The organism is Pseudomonas sp. 37 R 15 (assembly GCF_900004865.1).
GTDB classification, from domain to species: Bacteria; Pseudomonadota; Gammaproteobacteria; order Pseudomonadales; family Pseudomonadaceae; genus Aquipseudomonas; species Aquipseudomonas fluorescens_AM.
On record NZ_CVTV01000010.1, the window covers coordinates 106022 to 129906 of the forward strand.

The window sequence follows — 23885 nt, forward strand, 5'->3', positions numbered from 1 at the left end:
CGTCGTCGCTCCTCGCAAGGTCTGTTTTCAATCGCAGGTGATTGCGCGCTCTCAAAAAGCCTTGGCAGGATACAGCACTGTAAATGACAAATAGACTTTTATATCGATCGTGACTAGAACGGCACCTTGCCCAGAATCATGTCGCGGTACATCACAAAATCACCGAGCAGGCTGTAAAACGGGTGCTCAAAGGTGGCCGGGCGGTTCTTCTCGAAGAAGAAATGACCGATCCAGGCAAAGCTGTAGCCGGCGATCGGCACGGCCAGCAACAGGCCCAGCGAGCCTCGGCCGATGGCGTAGGCCAGAATGCCGATCACCAGCGTGGTGCCGATAAAATGCAGGCGCCGGCAGGTGCTGTTGCCGTGCTCCGCCAGGTAATACGGGTAAAACTCGGCGAAGCTGTTGAATCGCTTGACGTTTTCCACGGTGGGAAGCCCTCTGATTGTAGTGCCGCCCAACAGGTGTTCGGCGGGGAGCTTATTTGAGTCTAGAGTGATCAGTGGTAACAGCCAGTGACAATAGATGCCACTTTAGTATCCTTGGCCTCCTGGCTGCCGTTCAAGCCTGCATTATCAAGAAGATGCCATGAGCGAACGAACAACGTCTGCAAGCTGGGCGATGGGGATAGTCAAGGCCCTGGAAATGGACGGCCTGGATTGCCGGGCCCTGTTCAAACAACTGGGGTTGGACTATGCCGATCTCAGTGACCCCGACGCGCGTTTTGCGCAGGATGCCATGACCCGTTTATGGCAGCGCGCAGTGGAGTTATCGGGCAACCCGGCCATTGGCCTGAACATGGGCAAAGTGGTGCGTCCCGCATCGTTTCATGTCGCCGGTTATGCCTTGATGTCCAGCAACACCCTGGCCGAAGGTTTCAGGCGCCTGGTGCGTTACCAGCGCATCATCGCCGAAAGTGCCGACTTGAGTTTCCGCCTGTTACCCGAAGGCTACGCGTTGATCCTGACCGTGCACGGCGATCATCTGCCGCCCACCCGGCAAAGCGCCGAGGCCTCGTTGGCCAGCGCGTTGGCGCTGTGCGGCTGGCTCACAGGGCGTACCCTGCAACCGCATAAGGTGTTGCTGCAGGGCGATCAACCGGCCGATCTGGCGCCCTACAACGAAGTGTTCCATGCGCCGCTGGAATTCAATGCGCCGTATGACGCGCTGATTTTCGAGCAGGCCGACATGGAGGCGCCATTGCCCACGGCCAACGAGGCCATGGCGCAGTTGCACGATCGTTTTGCCGGTGAGTACCTGGCGCGTTTTTCCGAAAGCCGTGTGACCCACAAGGCACGGCAGGTGCTGTGCCGCCTGCTGCCCCAGGGCGAACCCAAGCGCGAAGTGGTGGCGCAGACGTTGCATCTGTCCCAGCGTACCTTGCAGCGGCGTTTGCAGGAGGAAGGCACCAGCTTCCAGACCCTGCTCGACGACACCCGCCGTGAGCTGGCCGAGCAATACCTGGCGCAGCCGAGCATGACCTTGCTGGAAATCGCCTACCTGTTGGGGTTCGCTGACCCCAGCAACTTCTTTCGCGCGTTTCGCCGCTGGTTCGACGCCACGCCCGGCGCATACCGGGCGCGATTGCAGCAGACGTCGACCGTCAGTGACGCCAGAATGCCGGAATACAGAGCACAAACACCGTAATAATTTCCAGCCGCCCCAACAGCATGCCCAGCGACAGAATCCACTTGGCCGCATCCGGCAGGCTGGCGAAGTTGCCGGCCGGGCCAATGGTTTCACCCAGGCCCGGGCCGACGCCGGATACGGTGCTGGCCGCGCCGGTCAATGCGGTCATCCAGTCCAGGCCCAGCAGTGACAGGGCCAGCGCGATGGCGCAAATGGTGATGGCGAAGAAAAACGAAAAGGTCAGGATCGAGCGCACGATTTCCTCGTCGAGACGATGACCGTTGTATTTCTGTTTGATCACCGCGCGCGGGTGAATCAACTGGTTCAGGTTGGCCTTGAGCAGGATATAGGCGACCTGGAAGCGGAAGATCTTGATCCCGCCGGCGGTAGAGCCCGAACAGCCGCCGATGAAGCCCAGGTAGAAGAACAGCATCAGTGAGAAGTTGCCCCAGAGGCTGTAGTCGCCCAGCGCAAAACCGGTGGTGGTCACCACCGACGTGACGTTAAGCGCCACGTGGCGCAGGGCGTCCAGCCAGTGCAGGTTGGTGGTCCACCAATACCAGGTGCCGAGCACCAGCCAGGTCACCACCAGCAGGCCGAGCAAACCCTGCACCTGCTGGTCCTTGATCAGCGCGCGGCGGTTGCCGCGCAAGGTCGCCACGTACAGGGTAAACGGCAGGCTGCCCAGGATCATCACCACCACCGCCACCCAATGCACCGCCGGTTGCTTCCAGTGCGCCAGGGATTCATCGGAGGTGGAAAACCCGCCGGTGGAAATCGCCGACATGGCGTGGTTGATCGCGTCGAACAGCCCCATCCCGGCCCACCAGAATGCCAGGCTGCCGAGGATGGTAATGCCCACATACGCCGCCACGATCAGCCGCGCGACCATATGGGAGCGCGGCATGACTTTTTCCGAACGGTCCGACGACTCGGTCTGGAACAGGCGCATGCCACCGATGCGCAGCAGCGGCAGGATCGCCACCGCCATGCCGATAAAACCGATACCGCCGAGCCAGTGCAACAGCGAGCGCCACATCAGGATGCCTGGCGACATGCTGTCCAGCCCACTCAACACCGTGGACCCGGTGGCCGTGATGCCGGACATGCTTTCAAAAAACGAGTCGGTGTAGCTGATGTGCTGAGTCAGCAAGAACGGCAGCGCCGCGAAGACGCACACCACCACCCAGCTGGTGACGGTCAACAGGTACATATCCCGGGGGCGCAGGTGCACGTGTTCCGGGCGCCCGGGAATGACCAGGGCCAGGCCGGCGATAAAGGTGATCATGCTGGCCCACAGGAAGGAGGGCAGGTCGCTGGTGCGTTCGAAGATCACCAGGGTAGCCATGGGCACGACCATGGCGATCGCAAGCGTGATCAGGAAGATGCCGATGATGAAACCGATGATGCGTAGGGTCGGCAACGCCATGAAGTTCGCTCGGGTGGTTTGGGCAGAGGCGCCATTCTACCTGGGGTGCAGGGCATGTAAACCTGGCAGCTCCAGACGATGCCGATCAACTGTGGGAGGGCGCTTGAACCCCCGATAGCAGAGTGTCAGTCGGTCAATTCGTATCTGATACACCGCTATCGGGGGCAAGCCCCCTCCCACAGGGGGTCTGCGGTGCTTGAAGCAGGTATGAAAAAGGCGACCCGAAGGTCGCCTTTTTCAGCACAGTACGGATCAGAACTCGTGATCGGCGCTGTCCGGGTTCAGGTCGCTGATGCCCAGTTTGCCCGCGGCGGCTTCGATCGAACCGGTCTGCTTGACCAGCGCAGCGATGGCGTCACGTACGATCTGGTTACCCGCATCGTTACCGGCTGCGATCAACTGGTCATAGTGCTCGCCCTTATTGGCGTGGTCGACCATCACCTGGATCTTCGCTTCGGTCGCCGCCAGGTCAGCCTTGAGGGCTGCATCGGCTGCCGGGTCGGCTTTGGCGACCAGGGACGAGAGGCTCGGGCCGGTCAGCTTGTTGCCGTCGACGCGGGTGTACTCGCCCAGGTAGACGTTGCGGATGCCTTTGGCGTCATAGAAATGCGAGTAGTGGGTGTTGTCGCTGAAGCAGTCCTGCTCGTCTTCCGGCGAGTTGGCTTCCAGGGACACCTTCATGCGTTCGCCGGCCAGCTCGCCAAGCGACAGGCTGCCCATGCCGAACAGCATCTTGCGCAGGCCGTCGGTAGCCGGCTCCGACTCCAGGGTGGCGCGGTAGTTGTCTTCGACGTTGGGCTTCCAGTTGCCGACCATTTCCTGCAGGTCGCTGACCAGCAGTTGGGTCACGGCGCGCAGGTAGGTACGACGACGCTCGTTATGGCCGCCGGTTGCACCGTCACCGGTCATGTAGTCCGAGGCCGGACGGTTGCCCGCGCCTGGGCCGGTGCCGTTGAGGTCCTGGCCCCAGAGCAGGAATTCGATGGCGTGATAGCCGGTGGCGACGTTCGCTTCGGAGCCGCCCAGCTCATTGAGGCTGGCGAGTTTTTCCGGGGTGATCTCCTTGACGTCGACCTTGTCTTCGCCGACCTGGATTTCGTTGTTGGCGATGATATTGGCGTTGGCGCCCGGGTTGCCCAGTGCGTGTTCATAGGATTTGTCGACGTAGTCGATCAGCCCCTCGTCCAGGGGCCAGGCGTTCACCTGACCTTCCCAGTCGTCGATGATGGTGTTGCCGAAGCGGAACACTTCACTCTGCAGGTAAGGTACGCGTGCGGCGATCCAGGCGGTACGGGCGGCCTTGAGCGTGTCGTCGTTCGGGTTGGCCAAAAAGGTGTCGATAGCGGTCTGCAGGGTTTTCGCGGTGGACTCGGCGTCGCTGTACACCGCAAACACCATGTCGGCGTAATGCGCGACCACGGCCTTGGCGGCCGCCTCGTCGACCTGGCCTGCAGGCGTGGCAGCCGCTGGAGCGGTAGTGCTGGCAGCGGCAGGCGCCTGAGGCGCGGCGGCCTTGTCTTTACCTTCGCCGCAACCGGCGAGAGAAATAGCAATGGCCAGCAGACTGGCGGTGGCCAGGGGCATACGAATCATGGCGAACATCCTGCTTCGGTTGTTGATAGGGCGCGCGCGGGGGCGCAAAAGCTGCGACATAATGCGAAAGATTTGCATTTTGTGTAAAGGCTTATACGCGGGAAATATTTGGTATCGTTCTGCCCGCTCAAAGAATCGCCGCGTTATCGCGTTCCGATTGCTTCAAGTAAGCCGCCAACTCCCGGGCCTGCAGCGGTTTGCTGTAGTGGTAACCCTGGCCTTCATGGCAACCCTCGGAGATGATGTAGGCCTCTTGCTCGGCGGTCTCCACGCCCTCGGCAATCACCTGCATGCCCAGGCTTTTGCCCAGTTGGATAATCGCGCGGACGATGGTCGCATCGTCGTCGTCGTCCAGCAGATCCTGGACGAAGCTCTTGTCGATCTTGATCTTGTCCAGCGGCAGGCTTTTAAGGTAGCTGAGGGATGAGTAACCGGTGCCGAAGTCATCGATGGCGATCAACGCGCCCGAGCGGCGCAGGCTCAACAGGTGCTGGGCGGCGGTGCTGATGTCTTCCATCAGGCCCGTTTCAGTGACTTCCAGTTCCAGGCTGCGCGGCGGCAGGCGGTAGATCTGCATCAGGTTGTTGACCACCCGCGGCAACTCGGTGTGGTGCAGTTGCACCGTGGACAGGTTGACCGCCATGCGCAATTCGGTGAAGCCCAGGTCATGCCATTCGCGCAATTGGCGGCACGCCTGATCCAGTACCCATTCGCCGATGGGAATGATGGTGCCGTTCTGTTCCGCCAACGGGATGAACAGGTCCGGTGGCACCAGGCCGTGTTCCGGGTGCTGCCAGCGAATCAATGCTTCTACACCGACCACGCGGTGGTCGCGATAACTGATCTGCGGTTGATACACCAGGTGAAACTGGTCGCGGCTCAAGGCCTCGCGCAGGTCTTTCTCCAGCTCGCGGCGCCGACGCATTTCGCTGTCGACGCTGGCGATGTAGAACTGATAGCGATTGCGCGAGCGGCTTTTGGCCAGGGTCATGGTCTGTTCGGCTTTTTGCAGCAGTTTCTCCGTGCTGTCGCCGTCTTCCGGGAACAGGGTGATGCCGATGGTGGCGCGCAGGCGAATCTGGTCCTGATCGAGGGCAAACTCCGCTTCCAGGTCATCCAGGATACTTTGCGCCAACTCGGCGGCTTCGTAGGGCTGTTCGATATCGGCTTGCACCAGGGCGAACTGGTCGCCACCCAGGCGGGCGAGCGCGCCCAGGCGACCGCTGTGGGCGCGCAAACGATCGGCCAGGGCCAGCAGCAGTTTGTCGCCATTCTGATAGGTGAACTGCTCGTTGACGCTCTTGAAGTCATCCAGCCCCACGCACAACACCGCTACGCGACGCTGGCGCCGGCCGGCATCGGTCAGGATCCTGTCCAATTGCTCCTGCAACTTCTGGCGGTTCGGCAGGCCGGTAAGAAAATCGTACTGGGCCATGCGCAACAGGCTGGACTCGGCCTCGTGGCGCAGGTGGGTGTTGCGTTCGATGGATTCGAGCAACTGGTTGGCGGTATTTATCCACAGCCCCAACTCGTTGCGCTCATGACCCTTGAGCTGCGGGATCTTGTGCTCGCTGGGCCGGTCCGGGTTGATCGAGGTCAGGTGCTCGATAATGCGCGACAGCGGTTTGGTCAGCAGCCAGTGATACACCAGGTACAGCACCAGCCCCATGGCCAGGGCGCGCAGCACCCCGGAAATAAAGATGATCACTGAACTGACCAGAAAGCCTTCGCCGTAGGTGGCGGTGTCGAGGGTAATACTCAGGTCGCCGTAATACTCGCTGTAGGGGCCCTTGCCCACCAGTGCGGTGGTAAAGGTGCGTTCCTGCCCAAGAATCAGGTCGGTCAACCAGCGGCTGGCGGACGGCTGCAAGGCGCGGCTTTTTTCCGCGAGCATGGTTTCGTTGGGGTGACCGATGGAGGCGACGCGTACGGCGTCATCCTGAAACAGGCCTTCGATCACCTGCATGCCCATTTCGCGGTCCAGGCTGTAGACAGCCTGGGTCGAAGGGTCGCGAAACATGTCGAGGATACGTTGGGCGTCACCGGCTACGGCCTGGCGCGTCTTGTAGGCATCGAAAACGATCTGCGCCACGCTCAGTGCCACGCCCACGATCAATGCCGAGAGCAAGGCAACCCGTAGCAACTTCACCGACAAGCTGTTTTTGAGTTCCAGCTTCAAAGGGGCATTCCTTGTCTCATGCGGGTGGCCTTCAATATGCCATGAGTATTGGCAATCTGGGGAGGGCAGTCAAAGGAACATTGGAGCGGCGGGCGTCTTCAAGCCTGGCCAGAAGCAAAAAACATAAAGACGGCGGATGCGCTCCGCCGTCTGGCTGTTCGATTATTGTGCTGAATGCCAACGGTTGTCTGGCATCAGTGCATTGGTCAGCTGACTGAAAAATCAACCTTTGGCGGCGGTGGCGGCATGTTGTCCTCACCGGGGCGGCTTGGCGCACTTGCGGCGCCCCCCTCATCGCCACCGCCGCCACCCCCACCACCGGCGAGACCTTTCATAAGGCCGCTGATGAGTTGCATCGCCATCTGCCCACCTGCTTGTCCGATTGCTTCCATCTTTTTTCTCCAGAAGAGCGCGAAAGGGTTATTCCTCTCACTCACTGCGTGGCACATTCCTTTCTGCGAGTTCCACGGTTCCAGCTAGCGTGCTGCTTGTGAGCGCCCATGAAAAAGCCCGGCAATCGCCGGGCTTTTTCTACTGCAAGCATTGCTTAGGCAGTGAAGGTTTTACCTTCGAACTGCTCAGCCACGAACTTCCAGTTGACCAGGTTCCAGAACGCTTCCACATACTTGGGGCGCACGTTGCGGTAGTCGATGTAGTAGGCGTGTTCCCAGACATCGCAGGTCAGCAGCGGGGTGTCGCCGTTGGTCAGCGGGTTGCCGGCGCCGATGGTACTGGCCAGGGCCAGGGAACCGTCAGCCTTCTTCACCAGCCAGCCCCAACCGGAACCGAAGGTGCCGATGGACGTCTTGCTGAATTCTTCCTTGAACTTGTCGAACGAACCGAATGCAGCGTTGATGGCTTCAGCCAATGCACCGGTGGGTTGGCCGCCGGCGTTTGGCGCCAGGCAGTTCCAGTAGAAGGTGTGGTTCCAGACCTGAGCGGCGTTGTTGAAGATGCCACCCGACGAAGACTTGACGATTTCTTCCAGGGTCTTGCCTTCGAACTCGGTGCCTGGCACCAGGTTGTTCAGGTTCACGACATAGGTGTTGTGGTGCTTGTCGTGGTGATACTCCAGGGTTTCCTTGGAGATGTGCGGCTGCAGGGCATCGTGTGCGTAGGGCAGCGGCGGCAATTCGAAAGCCATGATGATTCTCCTAATCAGGTCAGTTGCGGTGAGCGCAAGGCCGATCACGGGCGGCCAAACAAGCGCCGGCGAGTCTGTACTCTTTGCGGCGCAAGTTCGGGATCATAGCACCGGGGGTGCGGCAAAACCACGCAACAACTGTGTGGGATAGAGGTTCCAGAGCCTTTTGGAATAAGTTCATGGCGCGCTGATCAATTGGTAGGCCACGCTGAACATCATCACGGCCACCAACAGGTCCAGCAGACGCCAGGTGGCCGGGCGCGCCAGCCAGGGTGCCAGCCACGCCGCGCCGAGCGCCAGGGTGGCGAACCACAGCAGCGATGCGCTGGCGGCACCGGCCACATAGGCACCTGGCTCGGTTTGCTGGGCACCGAGTGAGCCAATCAGCAACACAGTGTCCAGGTACACGTGAGGGTTGAGCAGTGTGACGGCCAAGGCACTCAGCAGCACCGCGCGCAGTGAGCGCACCTTGAGGTTGTCTGCCTGGTCCAGGCTCTGTGTCGAACAGGCCCGGCGCAGCGCGCACGCCCCGTACCAGATCAGGAAAGCCGCTCCACCCCAGCGTGCAACCGCCAGCAGCACCGGGCTTTGCGCCAGCACCGTCGCCAGGCCGAACACCCCGGCAGCCACCAGCAGGGCATCGCACACGACACACAGCGCCGCCACGGGCAGATGGTGTTCACGGCGCAGGCTTTGTGCCAGGACAAAGGCATTCTGGCTACCGATGGCCATGATCAGGCCGAGGGCTACCAACAGCCCGTTCACATAACTCTGCCACATAGGGGTTACTCCGCGTTCGCTGCCAGTTGTTGCAACACCTGCATGGCGCGCTGGGCATCGGCACGGCCGACGAACAGGTGATCGTGGTAATAGCCGGCAATCACGTTGCAACTGATACCGGCCTGGCCCAGCGCACTGGCGAAGGCGGCGGTCAGGCCCACGGCTTCGAGCGCCGAGTGCACATTCAAGGTGATCCACGCGGCGACGTAGTCAAAGGCCAGCCCGGCCTGTTGCGCCTGCTGGCGTTCGAGTATCAGGGTCAGGCCTTCCTGCTCGCGCACGCTGGCGATCACTTCGCAACCGGCAGGGATACGATGATCGGGCAGGGTGCAGAATACGTAGTCACCCTCATTGAGGTGGGGGCTCATGCTGCGCAGCAGGGTTGCCAGGGCGGTTTCGCCAGCCATGGGAGGTTCCTTTATAAAGAGTTGCGATGCTGGCTATTCTCAGGGTGCAGGCTGTATAAGAAAAACCAATATTGCTGATCGCTCATTAGGAAAACTGATGTTCGACTATAAATTGCTTTCCGCTTTGGCCGCCGTGGTGGAACAGGCCGGCTTCGAGCGTGGCGCACAGGTGCTCGGGCTGTCGCAGTCGGCTGTGTCCCAGCGCATCAAGTTGCTGGAGGCACGCGTCGGCCAGCCGGTATTGGTACGGGCGACGCCGCCGACCCCCACCGATATTGGCCGACGCTTGCTCAACCATGTGCAACAGGTGCGTCTGCTGGAGCGCGACCTGCAAAGCCAGGTGCCGGCGTTGGACGAAGAGGGCATGCCCGAGCGCTTGCGCATTGCGCTGAATGCCGACAGCCTCGCCACCTGGTGGGCGTTGGCGGTCAGCGATTTCTGCGGCGAACAGCACCTGCTGCTGGACCTGGTGGTGGAAGACCAGACCGTGGGCCTCAAACGCATGCGTGCCGGTGAAGTGGCAGCCTGTATCTGCGCCAGCGAGCGTCCGGTTGCCGGCGCCCGCAGCCTGGCACTTGGCGCCATGCGTTACCGCGCATTCGCCAGCCCCGCGTTTATCGCGCGGCACTTCCCGGCCGGGGTACAGGCCGACCAATTGGCCGGTACGCCGGCGCTGGTGTTCGGGCCGGATGATTTCCTGCAACACCGTTACCTGGCTTCTCTCGGGGTAACCGGCGGTTTCGAGCATCATTTATGCCCGTCATCCGAAGGCTTCATCCGCCTGATGGAAGCCGGCCTCGGCTGGGGCCTGGTGCCTGAATTGCAGGTGCGCGACCCGCTGGAAAAAGGCCTGCTGGTCGAATTACTGCCAGATAAGCCCATCGATGTGCCGCTGTACTGGCATCATTGGCGCAGTGGCGGGCGCCTGTTGGGCCTGTTGACCGAGCATCTGGCCCGGGTCTGTGGGCAATGGTTGGTGCCCTGTCAGCAGTGACAAGCGTCAAGCTGCAAGCGGCAAGAGAACAGCTTGCGCCCGTATTTAACTTGCAGCTTATAGCTTGAGGCTTGCAGCTGTATCTGTAGGAGACACCATGAAAATTCTGGTCACCGGCGCAAGCGGCTTCATCGGCGGGCGCTTTGCGCGTTTCGCCCTGGAGCAGGGCCTGGACGTGCGGGTCAACGGACGACGGGCCGAGGGTGTCGAACATCTGGTACGACGTGGTGCCGAGTTTATCCAGGGTGATCTGAACGATGCCGACCTGGTGCGCAACCTGTGCCGTGACGTCGAGGCCGTGGTGCACTGTGCCGGTGCGGTCGGGCTGTGGGGCAAGTATCAGGATTTCCATCAAGGCAATGTGCTGGTCACCGAGAACGTCGTCGAAGCGTGCCTCAAGCAGCGGGTCGGGCGGTTGGTGCATCTGTCGTCGCCTTCCATCTATTTCGATGGGCGCGACCACCTGGGGCTGACCGAAGAGCAGGTGCCCAAGCGCTTCAAGCATCCCTATGCCGCGACCAAATACCTGGCGGAGCAGAAGGTGTTCGGCGCCCAGGAATTCGGTCTGCAAGTACTGGCCCTGCGCCCGCGTTTCGTCACCGGCGCCGGTGACATGAGCATCTTCCCGCGTCTGTTGAAGATGCAGCGCAAGAACCGCCTGGCCATCGTGGGTGACGGCCTTAACAAGGTCGACTTCACCAGCGTGCACAACCTCAACGAGGCGTTGCTCAGCAGCTTGCTGGCTCCCGGTTCTGCACTGGGCAGGGCCTACAACATCAGCAACGGCACGCCAGTGCCGGTGTGGGACGTGGTCAACTATGTGATGCGACAAATGGACCTGCCGCAGGTGACTCGCTACCGATCCTATGGCTTGTCCTACAGTGCGGCGGCCTTGAACGAAGCGTTCTGTGCGCTCTGGCCGGGGCGGCCCGAGCCGTCGTTGACGCGCCTGGGCATGCAGGTGATGAACAAGGATTTCACCCTCGACATCAGCCGGGCGCGGCATTATCTCGATTACGAGCCCAAGGTCAGCCTGTGGAGCGCCCTCGACGAGTTCTGCCTGTGGTGGAAGGCCCAGGCGCCGGGCCACCCATAAGCTCACAACCCGCAACACATCGGGAACCGAAGGGCGGACCTCATGTCGACCCATGCGCCGGGAGCACGGTTTATACTCCCGCCGCTCGGCTTCCCAGCTAGCCATCTTATTGATTCAGGGTAGATTCATGCGTAACGATGCTAAAGACGATTTCGACAACGTTCCCAGCCTGCGGGCAGACCCGGGGGACGATGATGATTTCGTGCCGACTGCCTCCACTTCGGTGCGCTCGCGCACCACGCCCGTGGTCCAGGTTAAAAGGGCCAGTACCGGCCCGTTGTGGGCGATGGTCGGCGCGTTGCTGATCGCCTTTGCCGGCCTTGCCTGGTGGAGCTTCCAGCAGATTTCCCTGATGGGCCAGCAATTGGTCGCCACCCAGGAAAGCTTTGCGCGTATCAGCGAAGAAGCGGCGGGGCGCCTGCAGGATATTTCCGGCAAGGTCGTGGCCAGCGAGGCCAATGTGAACAACGGCAGCGAAGCCCTGAAAGTGCAGATCAAGCAGCTGGAAACCCAGTTGCTTGAGCAGGGCAAGCAACAAGTGGGCGTAGCCGGCCAGGCCACCGAGCTGGACCAGCGTCTGGCACAGATGAGCGCCAGCACCACCGAACTGACGAATGCGAATGCCAGCTTACAGGGCCAGGTCCAGGCCCTGACCGATGCCGTCGCCACGCTCAAGGCGGCACAGGGCGAGATCAAGGACCTGGCCACTGATGTGGCGGCCTTGAAGAAACAAGGCAATCCGACTGCCGCCATCGCCCGACTCGAGCAGGACCTGCTGGTGCTCAAGAGTGCGCAGGAAAACCAGCCCGCCACCACGGATGCGCCGACCAATAAGGAGTTCGACGTATTCCGCATCCAGACCACGCGCAATATCACGACGTTGCAGAGCCAGGTGCAGAATCTGAACCAGCGCCTCAATGCGCCGGCGACGGCTACACCGCTGGGTCAATGATCTGAGCTATGGGCTGTGAACGAGATCCAAATGTGGGAGGGGGCTTGCCCCCGAAAGCGGTAAGTCAGTCAATATTGTGGTGACTGAAACACCGTAATCGGGGGCAAGCCCCCTCCCACATTTGAACCTGTATCACTCAGGGAAATCGCGGTTGCTCGCAGCTTTGTCACCGCCCGGTGACATTTCTTGTCCCCTTCGTTACTTGCCACTCCCACGCCCTTGTTTAGACTCCGGTCACCCCACAAAAAACAACAAGGGCCCCCCATGACCACGCAACCGCTGCCTGCCAGCAGCTGGCTGAACGCACCTGCCCATCACGCCTGGCTCGCGGCCGAAGGCCAGCGCCTTTTGACCTTTGCCAAGGCTTCGCGCTTGCCGGACGGCTTCGGCAATCTGGATGACAAGGGCCAATTGCCGGCCGACGCGCGCGCCGAAACCATGAACACCGCCCGCATGACTCACAGCTTCGCCATGGCCCACGCCATGGGTTTGCCTGGCTACGCTGATTGGGTGGCGCACGGTGTGGCGGCCCTGAGCGGCCCGTTGCACGATAGCGAACACGGTGGCTGGTTCGCCGCGCCTGATGCCCTCGATGGCAATACCGGCAAGGCCGCTTACCTGCACGCCTTCGTGGCCCTGGCCGCGAGCTCTGCCGTGGTGGCTGGTGTACCCGGCGCGCAAAGCCTGTTGAACGATGCGGTGCATATCATCGACCAGTTCTTCTGGAGTGAGGAGGAGGGCGCGATGCTCGAATCCTTCGCCCGGGACTGGAGTGGCGTCGAAGCCTATCGCGGTGCCAACAGCAACATGCACGCCACCGAAGCGTTCCTCGCCCTCGCCGATGTCACGGGCGACACACGCTGGCTGGATCGCGCATTGCGTATCGTCGAACGTGTCATCCATGCCCACGCCGCGGGTAACCGCTTCATGGTGATCGAGCACTTCGACGCCCAGTGGAATCCGTTGCTCGGTTACAACGAAGACAACCCGGCCGACGGTTTCCGTCCCTATGGCATCACCCCCGGCCATGGCTTCGAATGGGCACGGCTGGTACTGCACCTGGAAGCGGCGCGCGAGCAGGCCGGGTTGGTCACACCGGACTGGTTGGTGACCGATGCCCAAGGGCTGTTTGCCAGTGCCTGTGACTATGCCTGGGCCGTGGATGGCGCGCCGGGCATTGTCTACACCCTGGACTGGAACCAGCGCCCGGTTGTTCGCGAACGCCTGCACTGGACCCATGCCGAAGCCAGCGCCGCTGCCCAGGCGCTGCTCAAGCGCACCGGCCAGTTGCATTACGAAACCTGGTATCGGCGGTTCTGGGAGTTCTGCGAAACCCACTTCATCGACCGACGCCACGGCAGTTGGCACCACGAACTCAGCCCGCATAACCAACCCAGCAACAGGATCTGGGGTGGCAAGCCGGACCTGTACCATGCGTGGCAAGCCGTGTTGCTGCCTGCGTTACCCTTGGCACCCAGCCTGGCCAGCGCATTGGGCAGCGGACGTTATGTCACCAGCTGGTGACATTTGTGCGTCCCTTTGTTACCTGCGTCGGGAAAATCCCTGTTTAAACTCCGTGCAGCGCAAGCTCTAGACTTGCATGCATAACAACAAGAAAAGGTACTCAGATGAACGCGATTAATCGCCTCGCCGTTGCTATTTCCATTGCCTCGTTGTTTCCCCTCAGTGCATTTGCCGCCGACTCCAAAGGTACGGTTGAAGTGGTGCATTGGTGGACCTCGGGCGGTGAAAAAGCGGCTGTGGATGTGCTGAAGGCCCAAGTTGAGAAAGACGGCTTCACCTGGAAAGACGGTGCGGTCGCAGGTGGCGGTGGCGCCACTGCCATGACCGTACTGAAAAGCCGCGCGGTTGCCGGCAATCCGCCAGGTGTTGCCCAGATCAAAGGCCCCGACATCCAGGAATGGGCGTCCACCGGCCTGCTCGACACCGACGTGCTCAAAGACGTCGCCAAAGAAGAAAAATGGGACTCACTGCTCGACAAGAAAGTCTCCGACACCGTGAAGTACGACGGTGACTACGTGGCCGTTCCGGTCAACATCCATCGCGTGAACTGGCTGTGGATCAACCCGGAAGTCTTCAAGAAAGCCGGCATCACCAAGAACCCGACCACCCTCGAAGAATTCTATGCCGCCGGCGACAAGCTGAAAGCGGCGGGTTTCATCGCGCTCGCTCACGGCGGCCAGCCTTGGCAGGACAGCACCGTGTTCGAAGCGGTGGTGCTCTCGGTGATGGGGGCCGATGGCTACAAGAAAGCCCTGGTCGACCTGGATAACGCTGCGCTGACCGGCCCGGAAATGGTCAAGTCGCTGACTGAGCTGAAAAAGGTCGCGACCTATATGGACGTTGACGGCAAAGGTCAGGACTGGAACCTGGAGGCCGGTAAAGTCATCAACGGCAAGGCCGGCATGCAGATCATGGGTGACTGGGCCAAGTCCGAATGGACCGCCGCCAAGAAAGTCGCTGGCAAGGACTACGAATGCGTAGCCTTCCCGGGCACCGACAAGGCCTTCACCTACAACATCGACTCCCTGGCGGTGTTCAAGCAGAAAGACAAAGGCACCGCTGCCGGTCAGCAGGACATTGCCAAGGTCGTGCTGGGTGAAAACTTCCAGAAAGTCTTCAGCATCAACAAGGGCTCGATCCCGGTTCGTACCGACATGCTCAATGAAATGGACAAGCTCGGCTTCGACTCCTGCGCCCAGACCGCCGCCAAGGACTTCCTGGCCGACGCCAAGACCGGTGGCCTGCAGCCAAGCATGGCGCACAACATGGCCACCACCCTGGCGGTGCAAGGTGCGTTCTTTGACGTGGTGACCAACTACATCAACGACCCGAAAGCCGACCCGGCCGACACCGCCAAGAAGTTGGGCGCTGCGATCAAATCGGCCAAATAAGCTGCAAGCTGCAAGCTGCAAGCTGCAAGCTACAAGCTGCAAGCGGGCGCGGTTGTCTTGACGCTTGCAGCTTGCAGCTGCCCTCAGTCTTTTATTGGATTTTCCCATGAGTTCTGTTGCTGTGTTCAGCAAGGCCTCGCCGTTCGATGCACTGCAGCGCTGGCTCCCCAAACTGGTGCTGGCGCCGAGCATGTTCATCGTGCTGGTGGGCTTTTACGGCTACATCCTGTGGACGTTCGTGCTGTCGTTCACCACCTCCACGTTCCTGCCCAGCTACAAGTGGGCGGGCCTGGCTCAATACGAACGGTTGTTCGACAACGACCGTTGGTGGGTGGCGAGCAAGAACCTGGCAATGTTCGGCGGCATGTTCATCGGTATCACCTTGGTGATCGGCGTGACGCTGGCGATTTTCCTCGACCAGAAAATCCGCCGCGAAGGTTTCATTCGCACGATCTACCTGTACCCGATGGCGCTCTCGATGATCGTCACCGGTACCGCGTGGAAATGGCTGCTCAACCCGGGCATGGGCCTGGACAAATTATTGCGCGACTGGGGCTGGGAAGGCTTCCGTCTCGACTGGCTGATCGACCCCGACCGCGTGGTGTACTGCCTGGTGATCGCCGCTGTGTGGCAAGCCTCGGGCTTTATCATGGCGATGTTCCTCGCCGGCTTGCGCGGTGTTGATCAGTCGATCATCCGCGCCGCACAGATCGACGGCGCGAGCCTGCCGCGCATCTACTGGAGCGTGGTGCTGCCAAGCCTGCGCCCGGTGTTCTTCAGTGCGGTGATGATCCTGGCGCACATTGCGATCAAGAGCTTCGACCTGGTGGCGGCGATGACGGCCGGCGGCCCGGGCTATTCGTCCGACCTGCCCGCAATGTTCATGTACTCGTTCACCTTCAGCCGCGGCCAGATGGGCATGGGCTCGGCCAGTGCAATCCTGATGCTCGGTGCGATCCTCGCGATCATTGTGCCGTACCTGTATTCCGAGCTGAGGACCAAGCGTAATGACTAGTCTCGCCGCTAAACCTGCCATCAGCCTGAGTCGTATCGCGATCTACGCGGTGCTGATCCTCGCGGTGCTGCTGTACCTGGTGCCGCTGGTGGTGATGCTGCTCACCAGTTTCAAAACCCCGGAAGACATCAGCACCGGCAACCTGCTGAGCTGGCCGACCGTGGTCAGCGGCATCGGCTGGGTCAAGGCCTGGGACACCGTGGACGGCTACTTCTGGAACTCGATCAAGATCACCGTGCCGGCTGTGCTGATCTCCACGGCCATCGGCGCGTTGAACGGCTACGTGCTGTCGTTCTGGCGCTTCCGTGGTTCGCAGCTGTTCTTCGGCCTGTTGCTGTTCGGCTGCTTCCTGCCGTTCCAGACGGTGCTGCTGCCGGCCTCGTTTACCCTCGGCAAGATGGGCCTGGCCAGTACCACCACCGGCCTCGTGTTTGTGCATGTGGTCTACGGCCTGGCGTTCACCACACTGTTCTTCCGTAACTACTACGTGAGCATTCCGGATGCGCTGATCAAGGCGGCCCGCCTGGACGGCGCCGGGTTCTTCACCATCTTCCGTCAGATCATTCTGCCGATGTCGACGCCGATCATCATGGTCTGCCTGATCTGGCAGTTCACCCAGATCTGGAACGACTTCCTGTTCGGTGTGGTGTTCTCCAGCGGCGACTCCCAGCCCATCACGGTGGCGCTGAACAACCTGGTCAACACCAGCACCGGGGCCAAGGAATATAACGTGGATATGGCGGCGGCGATGATCGCCGGCCTGCCGACCCTGCTGGTCTATGTGATCGCAGGCAAGTATTTCGTGCGCGGCCTTACGGCCGGCGCGGTCAAGGGGTAATCATGGCTACGCTTGAACTTCGCAATGTAAACAAGACCTATGGCGCCGGCCTGCCCGACACCTTGAAGAACATCGAACTGTCGATCAAGGAAGGCGAGTTCCTGATCCTGGTCGGCCCTTCGGGTTGCGGCAAGTCCACCTTGATGAACTGCATCGCCGGCCTTGAGACCATCTCCGGCGGCGCGATCATGATCGGTGATCAGGATGTGAGCGGCATGAGCCCCAAGGACCGTGACATCGCCATGGTGTTTCAGTCCTACGCGCTGTACCCGACCATGAGCGTGCGCGAGAACATCGAGTTCGGCCTGAAGATTCGCAAGATGCCCCAGGCTGACATCGACGCCGAAGTGGCGCGCGTGGCCAAGCTGCTGCAGATCGAGCACCTGCTCAACCGCAAGCCTGGCCAGCTGTCCGGCGGCCAGCAACAGCGCGTGGCCATGGGCCGGGCGCTGGCGCGTCGGCCGAAGATCTACCTGTTCGACGAGCCGCTGTCGAACCTCGACGCCAAGCTGCGCGTCGAGATGCGCACCGAAATGAAGCTGATGCACCAGCGCCTGAAAACCACCACCGTCTACGTGACCCACGACCAGATCGAAGCAATGACCCTGGGCGACAAAGTGGCGGTGATGAAGGACGGGATCATCCAGCAATTCGGCACGCCGAAAGAAATTTACAACGACCCTGCCAACCTATTTGTGGCAAGCTTTATCGGTTCACCACCGATGAACTTCGTTCCCATGCGCCTAAAACGCCAGGACGGTGGTCTGGTGGCAGTGCTCGACAGCGGCCAGGCCCGTTGCGAGCTGGCGCTGGGCATGAACGACGCAGGTCTGGAAGACCGCGACGTGATCCTGGGCCTGCGGCCGGAGCAGATCGTGCTGGCGGCGGGCGAGGGCAACGGCGCGTCGAGCATTCGTGCCGAAGTCCAGGTGACCGAGCCGACCGGCCCGGACACCCTGGTGTTCGTGCAGCTCAACGACACCAAGGTCTGCTGCCGTTTGGCGCCGGACGTGGCACCGCAGGTAGGCGAGACCCTGACCCTGCAATTCGACCCGGCCAAGGTGTTGCTGTTCGACGCCAAGACCGGTGAGCGATTGGGCACCGCCGCTGCATCGCCGGCACAGGGGCATGCCGGCAACGTAACCCGCTTCAAGGGCCGTTAAGCAACATAACTGATTGTTTTAATTAAAAAATGTAACCCGCGTTAGATAAAAACAGTTTAATAACAATAAAGACGAGGATGTAGGGATGAAAAAGCAACACAACAACACTCGGCTGTTCTGCCAACTGTCAGCAGCAGCAGCCCTTGTATTGTCCGCCAATGCGATGGCGGCCGATGCGTTCAGCGCCGATTCCAAGTGGATGACCGGCGATTGGGGCGGCGAGCGTACCAAGCTGATCGAGCAAGGTATCGACATCAAGGCCGATTACGTAGGGGAAATGGGCTACAACGCCCACGGTGGCTACAACGACGACAAGACCGGTCGTTACTCCGACCAGTTCGGTCTGGGCGTGGCACTGGACCTGCAAAAGCTGTGGGGCTGGGATAACACCCAGGCCAAGATCCAGTTTACCAACCGTAATGGCCAGAACATCTCCAATGACCGTATTGGCGACCCGCGTGCTGGCACCTTGAGCTCGTCGCAGGAAGTGTATGGCCGTGGCCACATGGTGCGCCTGACCCAGTTCTGGGTTCAGCACCAGATGTTCGACAACAAACTCGACGTGAAACTCGGCTACTTCGGTGAAGGCGAAGACTTCAACACCTTCCCGTGCGACTTCCAGAACCTGTCGTTCTGTGGCTCCCAGGTCGGTAACTACGTAAACACCTGGTACAACTGGCCGGTCGCCCAGGCCGCCATCCGCGTGAAGTACAACATCACGCCTGAGCTGTATGCGCAAATCGGCGCCTATAACCAGAACCCATCGCAACTGGAGCACGGCAACGGCTTCAAACTCAGCGGCAGTGGTACCAAAGGCACCGTGATTCCGGTGGAATTGGTCTGGTCGCCGAAGGTCAACAACCTGCCGGGCGAATACCGCGTGGGTTACTACAAAAGCGCGGCCGATGCTCCGGATGTACGTGAAGACGTCAACGGCAACGATGCGGTCCTCACTGGCGCAAACTTGCGTACCCGCAGCAGCAAAAAAGGCTACTGGTTCGTTGCCCAACAGCAACTCACCACCCACAACGGCGACGCTTCGCGCGGCTTGAACATCGCGGCCAACGCGACCTTCCACGACAAGGAAACCAACCTGGTCGACAACTACCAGTCGTTGATGCTGGTGTACAAGGGCCCATTCGACGCACGTCCAAAAGATGACGTCGGCATTGGCGTCGCTCGCCTGCACGTCAACGATGACGTGAAGAAGAACTCGCAGCTGCTCAATGCCGCCAATGGCATCAGCGACTACGACAATCCGCTGTACACGCCGATTCGCGAGACCGAGTACAACGTCGAGCTGAACTACGGTTTCCACGTCACCAACTGGCTGACCGTGCGTCCTAACCTGCAATACGTTGTCCAGCCAGGTGGCGTGGACAAAGTCGACAACGCGCTGGTAGCGGGCCTGAAGATTCAGTCTACGTTCTAACGCTGTTGCGATAAGCTCCTTCTCTCTGTGCGCATTTTGCGGGTAGCCATGGCTATCCGCTTTTTTTTGAGTGGCACCGTGATATTCAGGACCTGTGCACATGCATGAGCAACCGCTGCAACGCTTTTTCAAGTCCCTGCGCGAGCGTCCGGTGTTCGCCTGGGAGCGCTTTCAGATGCGCGATGTGTTGGTGATCGACCACCCGCTGTGCCAGGCGGTATTCAGTCGCCAAGGCGCGCAATTGCTGCACTTTCAGCCCACCGGCCAGAAACCCTGGCTGTGGTGTGCGGCCAAATGGCCGCAAGTCGGCGCGATCCGCGGCGGCGTGCCGGTATGCTGGCCCTGGTATGGCCGTCACCCCAGCGAAAACGCGTGGCCGTCCCACGGCTGGGCGCGCTTGATCGACTGGAAACTGCTCGACAGCAGTACCGATGACGAGGGCGTGCGTCTGCATTGGCAGTTGCAGTTGTGTGACTGGCAGGTGGACCTGCACGCGCAGTTGGGCGACACCCTGGAACTGCGCCTGAGCACTGAGCATCAGGACGAGCTGCCGTGCCAGTTGAGCCATGCGTTGCACGCTTATTGGCGTATCGGTCACGTTGACGAGGTAGCGCTGTCTGGGCTTGACGGCGCGCAGGGTTATGACCAGCTCAATCGTCAGGTTTGCCAGCAGGAAGGCGAGTTGCGGGTCGATGGTGGGTGCCAGCGGGTGTTCCAGCATGAGGGCGAATTGCAGCTCAAGGACCATGCCTGGCAGCGTGAACTGTGCATCGATACCGGCGACAGCGCCGACACGGTGGTGTGGCATCCGGGCAGCCGGCCGTTGCTGGGTGTCAGTTTCAATGAGGCATCGGGGTTTGTGTGTGTGGAGTCGGCGATGGCCGGTGCGAGCCTGGCGCCGGGGGAGCGGGCGCATTTGAGCTTGCAGGCCAGGGCTGGGGCCTAGTTGTGTGGCTGATGGCCTCATCGGGGGCAAGCCCCCTCCCACTTTTGAATGGGTTCACAAATCAAAATGTGGGAGGGGGCTTGCCCCCGATGAGGCCGTTGAAGCCCACACACCTACCGGCTTAGTTGAACTCATCCCCCACCGGATACCGGCTGTCATTCAAGCTCTCTTTGATCTTGCGCAAGTGTGGCTGGAAATCCACGCCACGGCGCAATGTCATGCCGGTCGCCAGCACATCCAGGACCGTCAGCTGAATGATCCGCGACGTCATCGGCATGTAGATATCGGTGTCTTCCGGCAGCGGAATGTTCAGGCTCACGGTACTGGCCTTGGCCAGCGGTGAGTTCTCGGCCGTCACCCCCAGCACCGACGCGCCGTTTTCCCGCGCGATACGCGCCACTTCCACCAACTCACGGGTACGCCCGGTGTAGGAAATGATCACGAACAACTCACCGGTGTGGGCGACCGAGGCGATCATGCGTTGCATCAGCACGTCGGCGTGGGCGGTCACCGCCAGGTTGAAACGGAAGAATTTGTGCAGCGCGTCCATCGCCACCGGCGCCGAGGCGCCCAGGCCGAAAAAGTGGATCTGCCGCGCCTGGATCAACAAATCCACGGCCTTGCTGATCAGGGCCGGGTCCAGGGCCTGGCAGGCGCTGTCCAGGGATGCAATGGCGCTGCCAAAGATCTTCTGGGTGTAGGCCTCGGGGTTATCATCGGCTTCCACGGCGCGGCTGACATACGCTGCGCCACTGGCCAGACTTTGCGCCAGCTGCAATTTAAGTTCAGGGTAGCCGCTGACACCGAACGAACGGCAGAAACGGTTGACCGTCGGTTCACTGACCGAGGCGGCCTGGGCAAGGGCGGCGATCGAGAAGCGGGTGGCCTGCTGCGGGTTGAGCAGGATGACCTCGGCGACTTTTTTCTCGGCCTTGTTCAATTCTTCGAGGCGGTTCCGGATCTGTTCCAGAAGATTTCGCACGCGGTCCATTCAGTCTTTCCTTCGGGCGACGATGCAAATAAAAAGGCGGTAACCAATCGATGAGTGGCATTTCGCGGTGGCCTATCCTACTGAGGGTAGCCGAACACCACCACTCGCAATGCGTATTTGCGGAAAATGTTGTGGTTATTACTACATTTTTCCTTGAGTGATGCCTTGAAAAAAGGTATTTGTAGCTTAACTTGATAAAAGAACAAACATCATGCCTTCGATAACCGTAGAACCCTGCACCTTTGCCCTGTTTGGCGCCTTGGGTGATCTGGCGCTGCGCAAGTTATTTCCTGCCCTCTATCAACTCGATGGTGCCGGCCTGCTGCACGATGACACACGTATCCTGGCCCTGGCCCGCGAAGCCGGGTCCGAGCAGCAGCACCTGGCCCATATCGAAAAAGAACTGCGCAAATACGTCGGCAAGGAACTCGACGAAGCCGTGGCCCAGCGTTTCCTGGCGCGCCTGGCTTATGTGCATGTCGACTTCATGAAGGCCGACGACTACGTCGGCCTTGCCGAGAAGGTCGGTGGCGAACAGCGTCTGATCGCCTACTTCGCCACTCCGGCCGCCGTGTATGGCGCGATCTGTGAGAACCTGTCCAAGGTCGGCCTGGCGGAAAACACCCGCGTGGTGCTGGAAAAACCGATTGGTTCGGACCTGGAATCCTCGCGCAAGGTCAACGACGCCGTGGCGCAGTTTTTCCCGGAAAATCGCACCTATCGCATTGACCACTACCTGGGCAAAGAGACGGTGCAGAACCTGATCGCCCTGCGTTTCGCCAACAGCCTGTTCGAAACCCAGTGGAACCAGAACTACATTTCCCACGTGGAAATCACCGTGGCCGAGCAGGTCGGCATCGAAGGCCGTTGGGGCTACTTCGACAAGGCCGGCCAACTGCGCGACATGATCCAGAACCACCTGCTGCAGTTGCTGTGCCTGATCGCCATGGACCCGCCGGCCGACCTGTCCGCCGACAGCATCCGTGACGAGAAGGTCAAGGTGCTCAAGGCCCTGGCGCCGATCAGCCCGGAAGGCCTGACCACCCAGGTGGTGCGCGGCCAGTACATCGCCGGCTACAGCGCCGGTAAAGCCGTGCCGGGCTACCTGGAAGAAGAGAACTCCAACACCCAGAGCGACACCGAGACCTTTGTTGCCCTGCGCGCCGATATCCGTAACTGGCGTTGGGCCGGGGTGCCGTTCTATCTGCGTACCGGCAAGCGCATGCCGCAAAAGCTGTCGCAGATTGTCATCCACTTCAAGGAACCGTCCCACTATATTTTCGCCCCCGAGCAGCGCTTGCAGATCAGCAACAAGCTGATCATCCGCCTGCAGCCGGACGAAGGTATTTCCTTGCGCGTGATGACCAAGGAGCAGGGCCTGGACAAGGGCATGCAACTGCGCAGCGGTCCGCTGCAACTGAATTTTTCCGACACTTATCGCAGCGCACGCATCCCCGATGCCTACGAGCGCTTGCTGTTGGAAGTGATGCGCGGCAATCAGAACCTGTTTGTTCGCAAAGATGAAATCGAAGCCGCGTGGAAGTGGTGTGACCAGTTGATCGCCGGGTGGAAGAAATCCGGCGATGCGCCCAAGCCGTACGCGGCGGGTTCCTGGGGGCCGATGAGCTCGATTGCACTGATCACGCGGGATGGGAGGTCGTGGTATGGCGATATCTGAATTGAAACTGCCTCAGGGCGTCACTGCCCATGAGTACCGCACGCCCGTGCTGTTGGCGGACGGTCTGGCCAATGACGTGGCCGAACAATTGCGCACGGCCATCAGCGCCCGTGGTGAGGCGACGTTGGTCGTGTCCGGTGGCCGCAGCCCCGTGGCGTTCTTCCAGAACCTGCCCAGGCAGGTCCTGGACTGGTCCAAGGTCACCATCACCCTGGCCGATGAGCGCTGGGTGCCAGTGGAGCACGCCGACAGCAATGCCGGCTTGCTCAAGCAGCACCTGTTGCAAGGCCCGGCGGCCGAGGCCAGGTTTCTCAGCCTGTACAGCGCTGCCGCCAACCTCGAAGACGCCGCCGAGCAGGCCGATCGCCTGCTGGCCGAGTTGCCGGCCATCGATGTGCTGGTGCTGGGCATGGGCGATGACGGCCACACCGCATCGCTGTTTCCCAACAGCCCGAACCTTGCCCAAGCCTTGCAGGCCGACGGTACCCGCCGTTGCTGGCCGATGCTGGCGCCGACCGTGCCGCACCAGCGCCTGACCCTGAGTCGCGCATTGCTGGCGACGGCCCAGTACACCGTGCTGTCGATTTCCGGCAGCTCGAAATTGACCACCTTGAGCGCCGCGCTGGCGGGTGACGACGTCGCCGCCATGCCGATTCGCGCGTTTTTGCAACCTACATTAGAGATTTACTGGTGCCCATGAGCCAAGG

21 protein-coding genes are annotated in these 23885 nt (G+C 60.8%); 13 read left to right on the forward strand and 8 right to left on the reverse strand.

Features of this window, described 5'->3' with window-relative positions:
* Positions 1-113: 113 nt before the first annotated feature.
* On the reverse strand, positions 114-425 hold the full coding sequence (locus BFQ04_RS02195; protein ID WP_065949378.1) for a DUF962 domain-containing protein: 312 nt from the start codon (positions 423-425) through the stop codon (positions 114-116).
* A gap of 160 nt (positions 426-585) precedes the next feature.
* Between BFQ04_RS02195 and BFQ04_RS02200 the strand changes: the two genes are divergently transcribed.
* The gene (locus tag BFQ04_RS02200; RefSeq protein ID WP_065949379.1) at positions 586-1644 is read left to right on the forward strand and encodes an AraC family transcriptional regulator; all 1059 of its coding nucleotides are present in this window, start codon (positions 586-588) and stop codon (positions 1642-1644) included.
* Here BFQ04_RS02200 and BFQ04_RS02205 read toward each other — a convergent pair.
* From BFQ04_RS02205 to BFQ04_RS02235, 6 genes are all read right to left on the reverse strand, one after another.
* Positions 1601-3055, reverse strand: a complete 1455-nt coding sequence (locus BFQ04_RS02205) for a TrkH family potassium uptake protein (protein ID WP_065949380.1) — start codon at positions 3053-3055, stop codon at positions 1601-1603. The two genes, BFQ04_RS02200 and BFQ04_RS02205, sit on opposite strands and share 44 nt — an antisense overlap.
* A 252-nt stretch (positions 3056-3307) precedes the next feature.
* Positions 3308-4648 (reverse strand): imelysin family protein, encoded by a 1341-nt coding sequence (locus BFQ04_RS02210; RefSeq protein WP_065949381.1) that lies wholly within the window; start codon positions 4646-4648, stop codon positions 3308-3310.
* Between the two features lie 127 nt (positions 4649-4775).
* Positions 4776-6827, reverse strand: a complete 2052-nt coding sequence (locus BFQ04_RS02215) for a putative bifunctional diguanylate cyclase/phosphodiesterase (RefSeq protein WP_065949382.1) — start codon at positions 6825-6827, stop codon at positions 4776-4778.
* A 547-nt stretch (positions 6828-7374) separates the two neighbouring features.
* Positions 7375-7971, reverse strand: coding sequence for a superoxide dismutase (locus BFQ04_RS02225; protein ID WP_065949384.1), 597 nt, complete (start codon positions 7969-7971; stop codon positions 7375-7377).
* A 177-nt stretch (positions 7972-8148) separates the two neighbouring features.
* A complete protein-coding gene (locus tag BFQ04_RS02230) occupies positions 8149-8751 on the reverse strand; it encodes a LysE/ArgO family amino acid transporter (protein WP_065949385.1) in 603 nt (200 codons plus the stop codon).
* Positions 8752-8756: 5 nt separating this feature from the next.
* Entirely contained in the window at positions 8757-9158 is a 402-nt protein-coding gene (locus BFQ04_RS02235; protein ID WP_065949386.1) for an ACT domain-containing protein, read from the reverse strand.
* Positions 9159-9255: 97 nt separating this feature from the next.
* Between BFQ04_RS02235 and BFQ04_RS02240 the strand changes: the two genes are divergently transcribed.
* The 10 genes from BFQ04_RS02240 to BFQ04_RS02285 all read left to right on the forward strand — a co-directional run bounded on the left by BFQ04_RS02240 (position 9256) and on the right by BFQ04_RS02285 (position 20509).
* Positions 9256-10152 carry a LysR family transcriptional regulator ArgP gene (locus tag BFQ04_RS02240; protein WP_065949387.1) on the forward strand — a complete coding sequence of 299 codons (897 nt, stop codon included), beginning with the start codon at positions 9256-9258 and terminating at the stop codon, positions 10150-10152.
* Between the two features lie 97 nt (positions 10153-10249).
* Positions 10250-11248, forward strand: coding sequence for an NAD-dependent epimerase/dehydratase family protein (locus BFQ04_RS02245; RefSeq protein ID WP_065949388.1), 999 nt, complete (start codon positions 10250-10252; stop codon positions 11246-11248).
* 127 nt (positions 11249-11375) lie between these two features.
* Positions 11376-12200 carry an ATPase gene (locus tag BFQ04_RS02250; RefSeq protein WP_065949389.1) on the forward strand — a complete coding sequence of 275 codons (825 nt, stop codon included), beginning with the start codon at positions 11376-11378 and terminating at the stop codon, positions 12198-12200.
* 264 nt (positions 12201-12464) lie between these two features.
* On the forward strand, positions 12465-13724 hold the full coding sequence (locus tag BFQ04_RS02255; protein WP_065949390.1) for a D-mannose isomerase: 1260 nt from the start codon (positions 12465-12467) through the stop codon (positions 13722-13724).
* 104 nt (positions 13725-13828) lie between these two features.
* Positions 13829-15115, forward strand: a complete 1287-nt coding sequence (locus tag BFQ04_RS02260) for an ABC transporter substrate-binding protein (protein ID WP_065949391.1) — start codon at positions 13829-13831, stop codon at positions 15113-15115.
* Positions 15116-15221: 106 nt separating this feature from the next.
* Positions 15222-16130, forward strand: a complete 909-nt coding sequence (locus tag BFQ04_RS02265) for a carbohydrate ABC transporter permease (RefSeq protein WP_065949392.1) — start codon at positions 15222-15224, stop codon at positions 16128-16130.
* Positions 16123-16968, forward strand: coding sequence for a carbohydrate ABC transporter permease (locus tag BFQ04_RS02270; RefSeq protein ID WP_065949393.1), 846 nt, complete (start codon positions 16123-16125; stop codon positions 16966-16968). The genes BFQ04_RS02265 and BFQ04_RS02270 overlap by 8 nt, the downstream gene beginning before the upstream one ends.
* Before the next feature lie 2 nt (positions 16969-16970).
* The gene (locus BFQ04_RS02275; RefSeq protein ID WP_065949394.1) at positions 16971-18131 is read left to right on the forward strand and encodes an ABC transporter ATP-binding protein; all 1161 of its coding nucleotides are present in this window, start codon (positions 16971-16973) and stop codon (positions 18129-18131) included.
* A gap of 85 nt (positions 18132-18216) precedes the next feature.
* On the forward strand, positions 18217-19563 hold the full coding sequence (locus BFQ04_RS02280; protein ID WP_065949395.1) for a carbohydrate porin: 1347 nt from the start codon (positions 18217-18219) through the stop codon (positions 19561-19563).
* Positions 19564-19663: 100 nt separating this feature from the next.
* Positions 19664-20509, forward strand: coding sequence for a D-hexose-6-phosphate mutarotase (locus BFQ04_RS02285; RefSeq protein ID WP_065949396.1), 846 nt, complete (start codon positions 19664-19666; stop codon positions 20507-20509).
* 121 nt (positions 20510-20630) lie between these two features.
* Here BFQ04_RS02285 and BFQ04_RS02290 read toward each other — a convergent pair whose 3' ends face one another.
* Entirely contained in the window at positions 20631-21491 is an 861-nt protein-coding gene (locus BFQ04_RS02290) for a MurR/RpiR family transcriptional regulator (protein ID WP_170039859.1), read from the reverse strand.
* A gap of 220 nt (positions 21492-21711) precedes the next feature.
* Here BFQ04_RS02290 and zwf point away from each other — a divergent pair, with 220 nt between their 5' ends.
* Positions 21712-23178, forward strand: coding sequence for a glucose-6-phosphate dehydrogenase (gene zwf / locus BFQ04_RS02295; RefSeq protein WP_065949397.1), 1467 nt, complete (start codon positions 21712-21714; stop codon positions 23176-23178).
* Positions 23165-23878, forward strand: coding sequence for a 6-phosphogluconolactonase (gene pgl, locus BFQ04_RS02300; protein WP_065949398.1), 714 nt, complete (start codon positions 23165-23167; stop codon positions 23876-23878). Before zwf ends, pgl begins: the two co-directional genes overlap by 14 nt.
* Positions 23879-23885 lie beyond the last annotated feature (7 nt).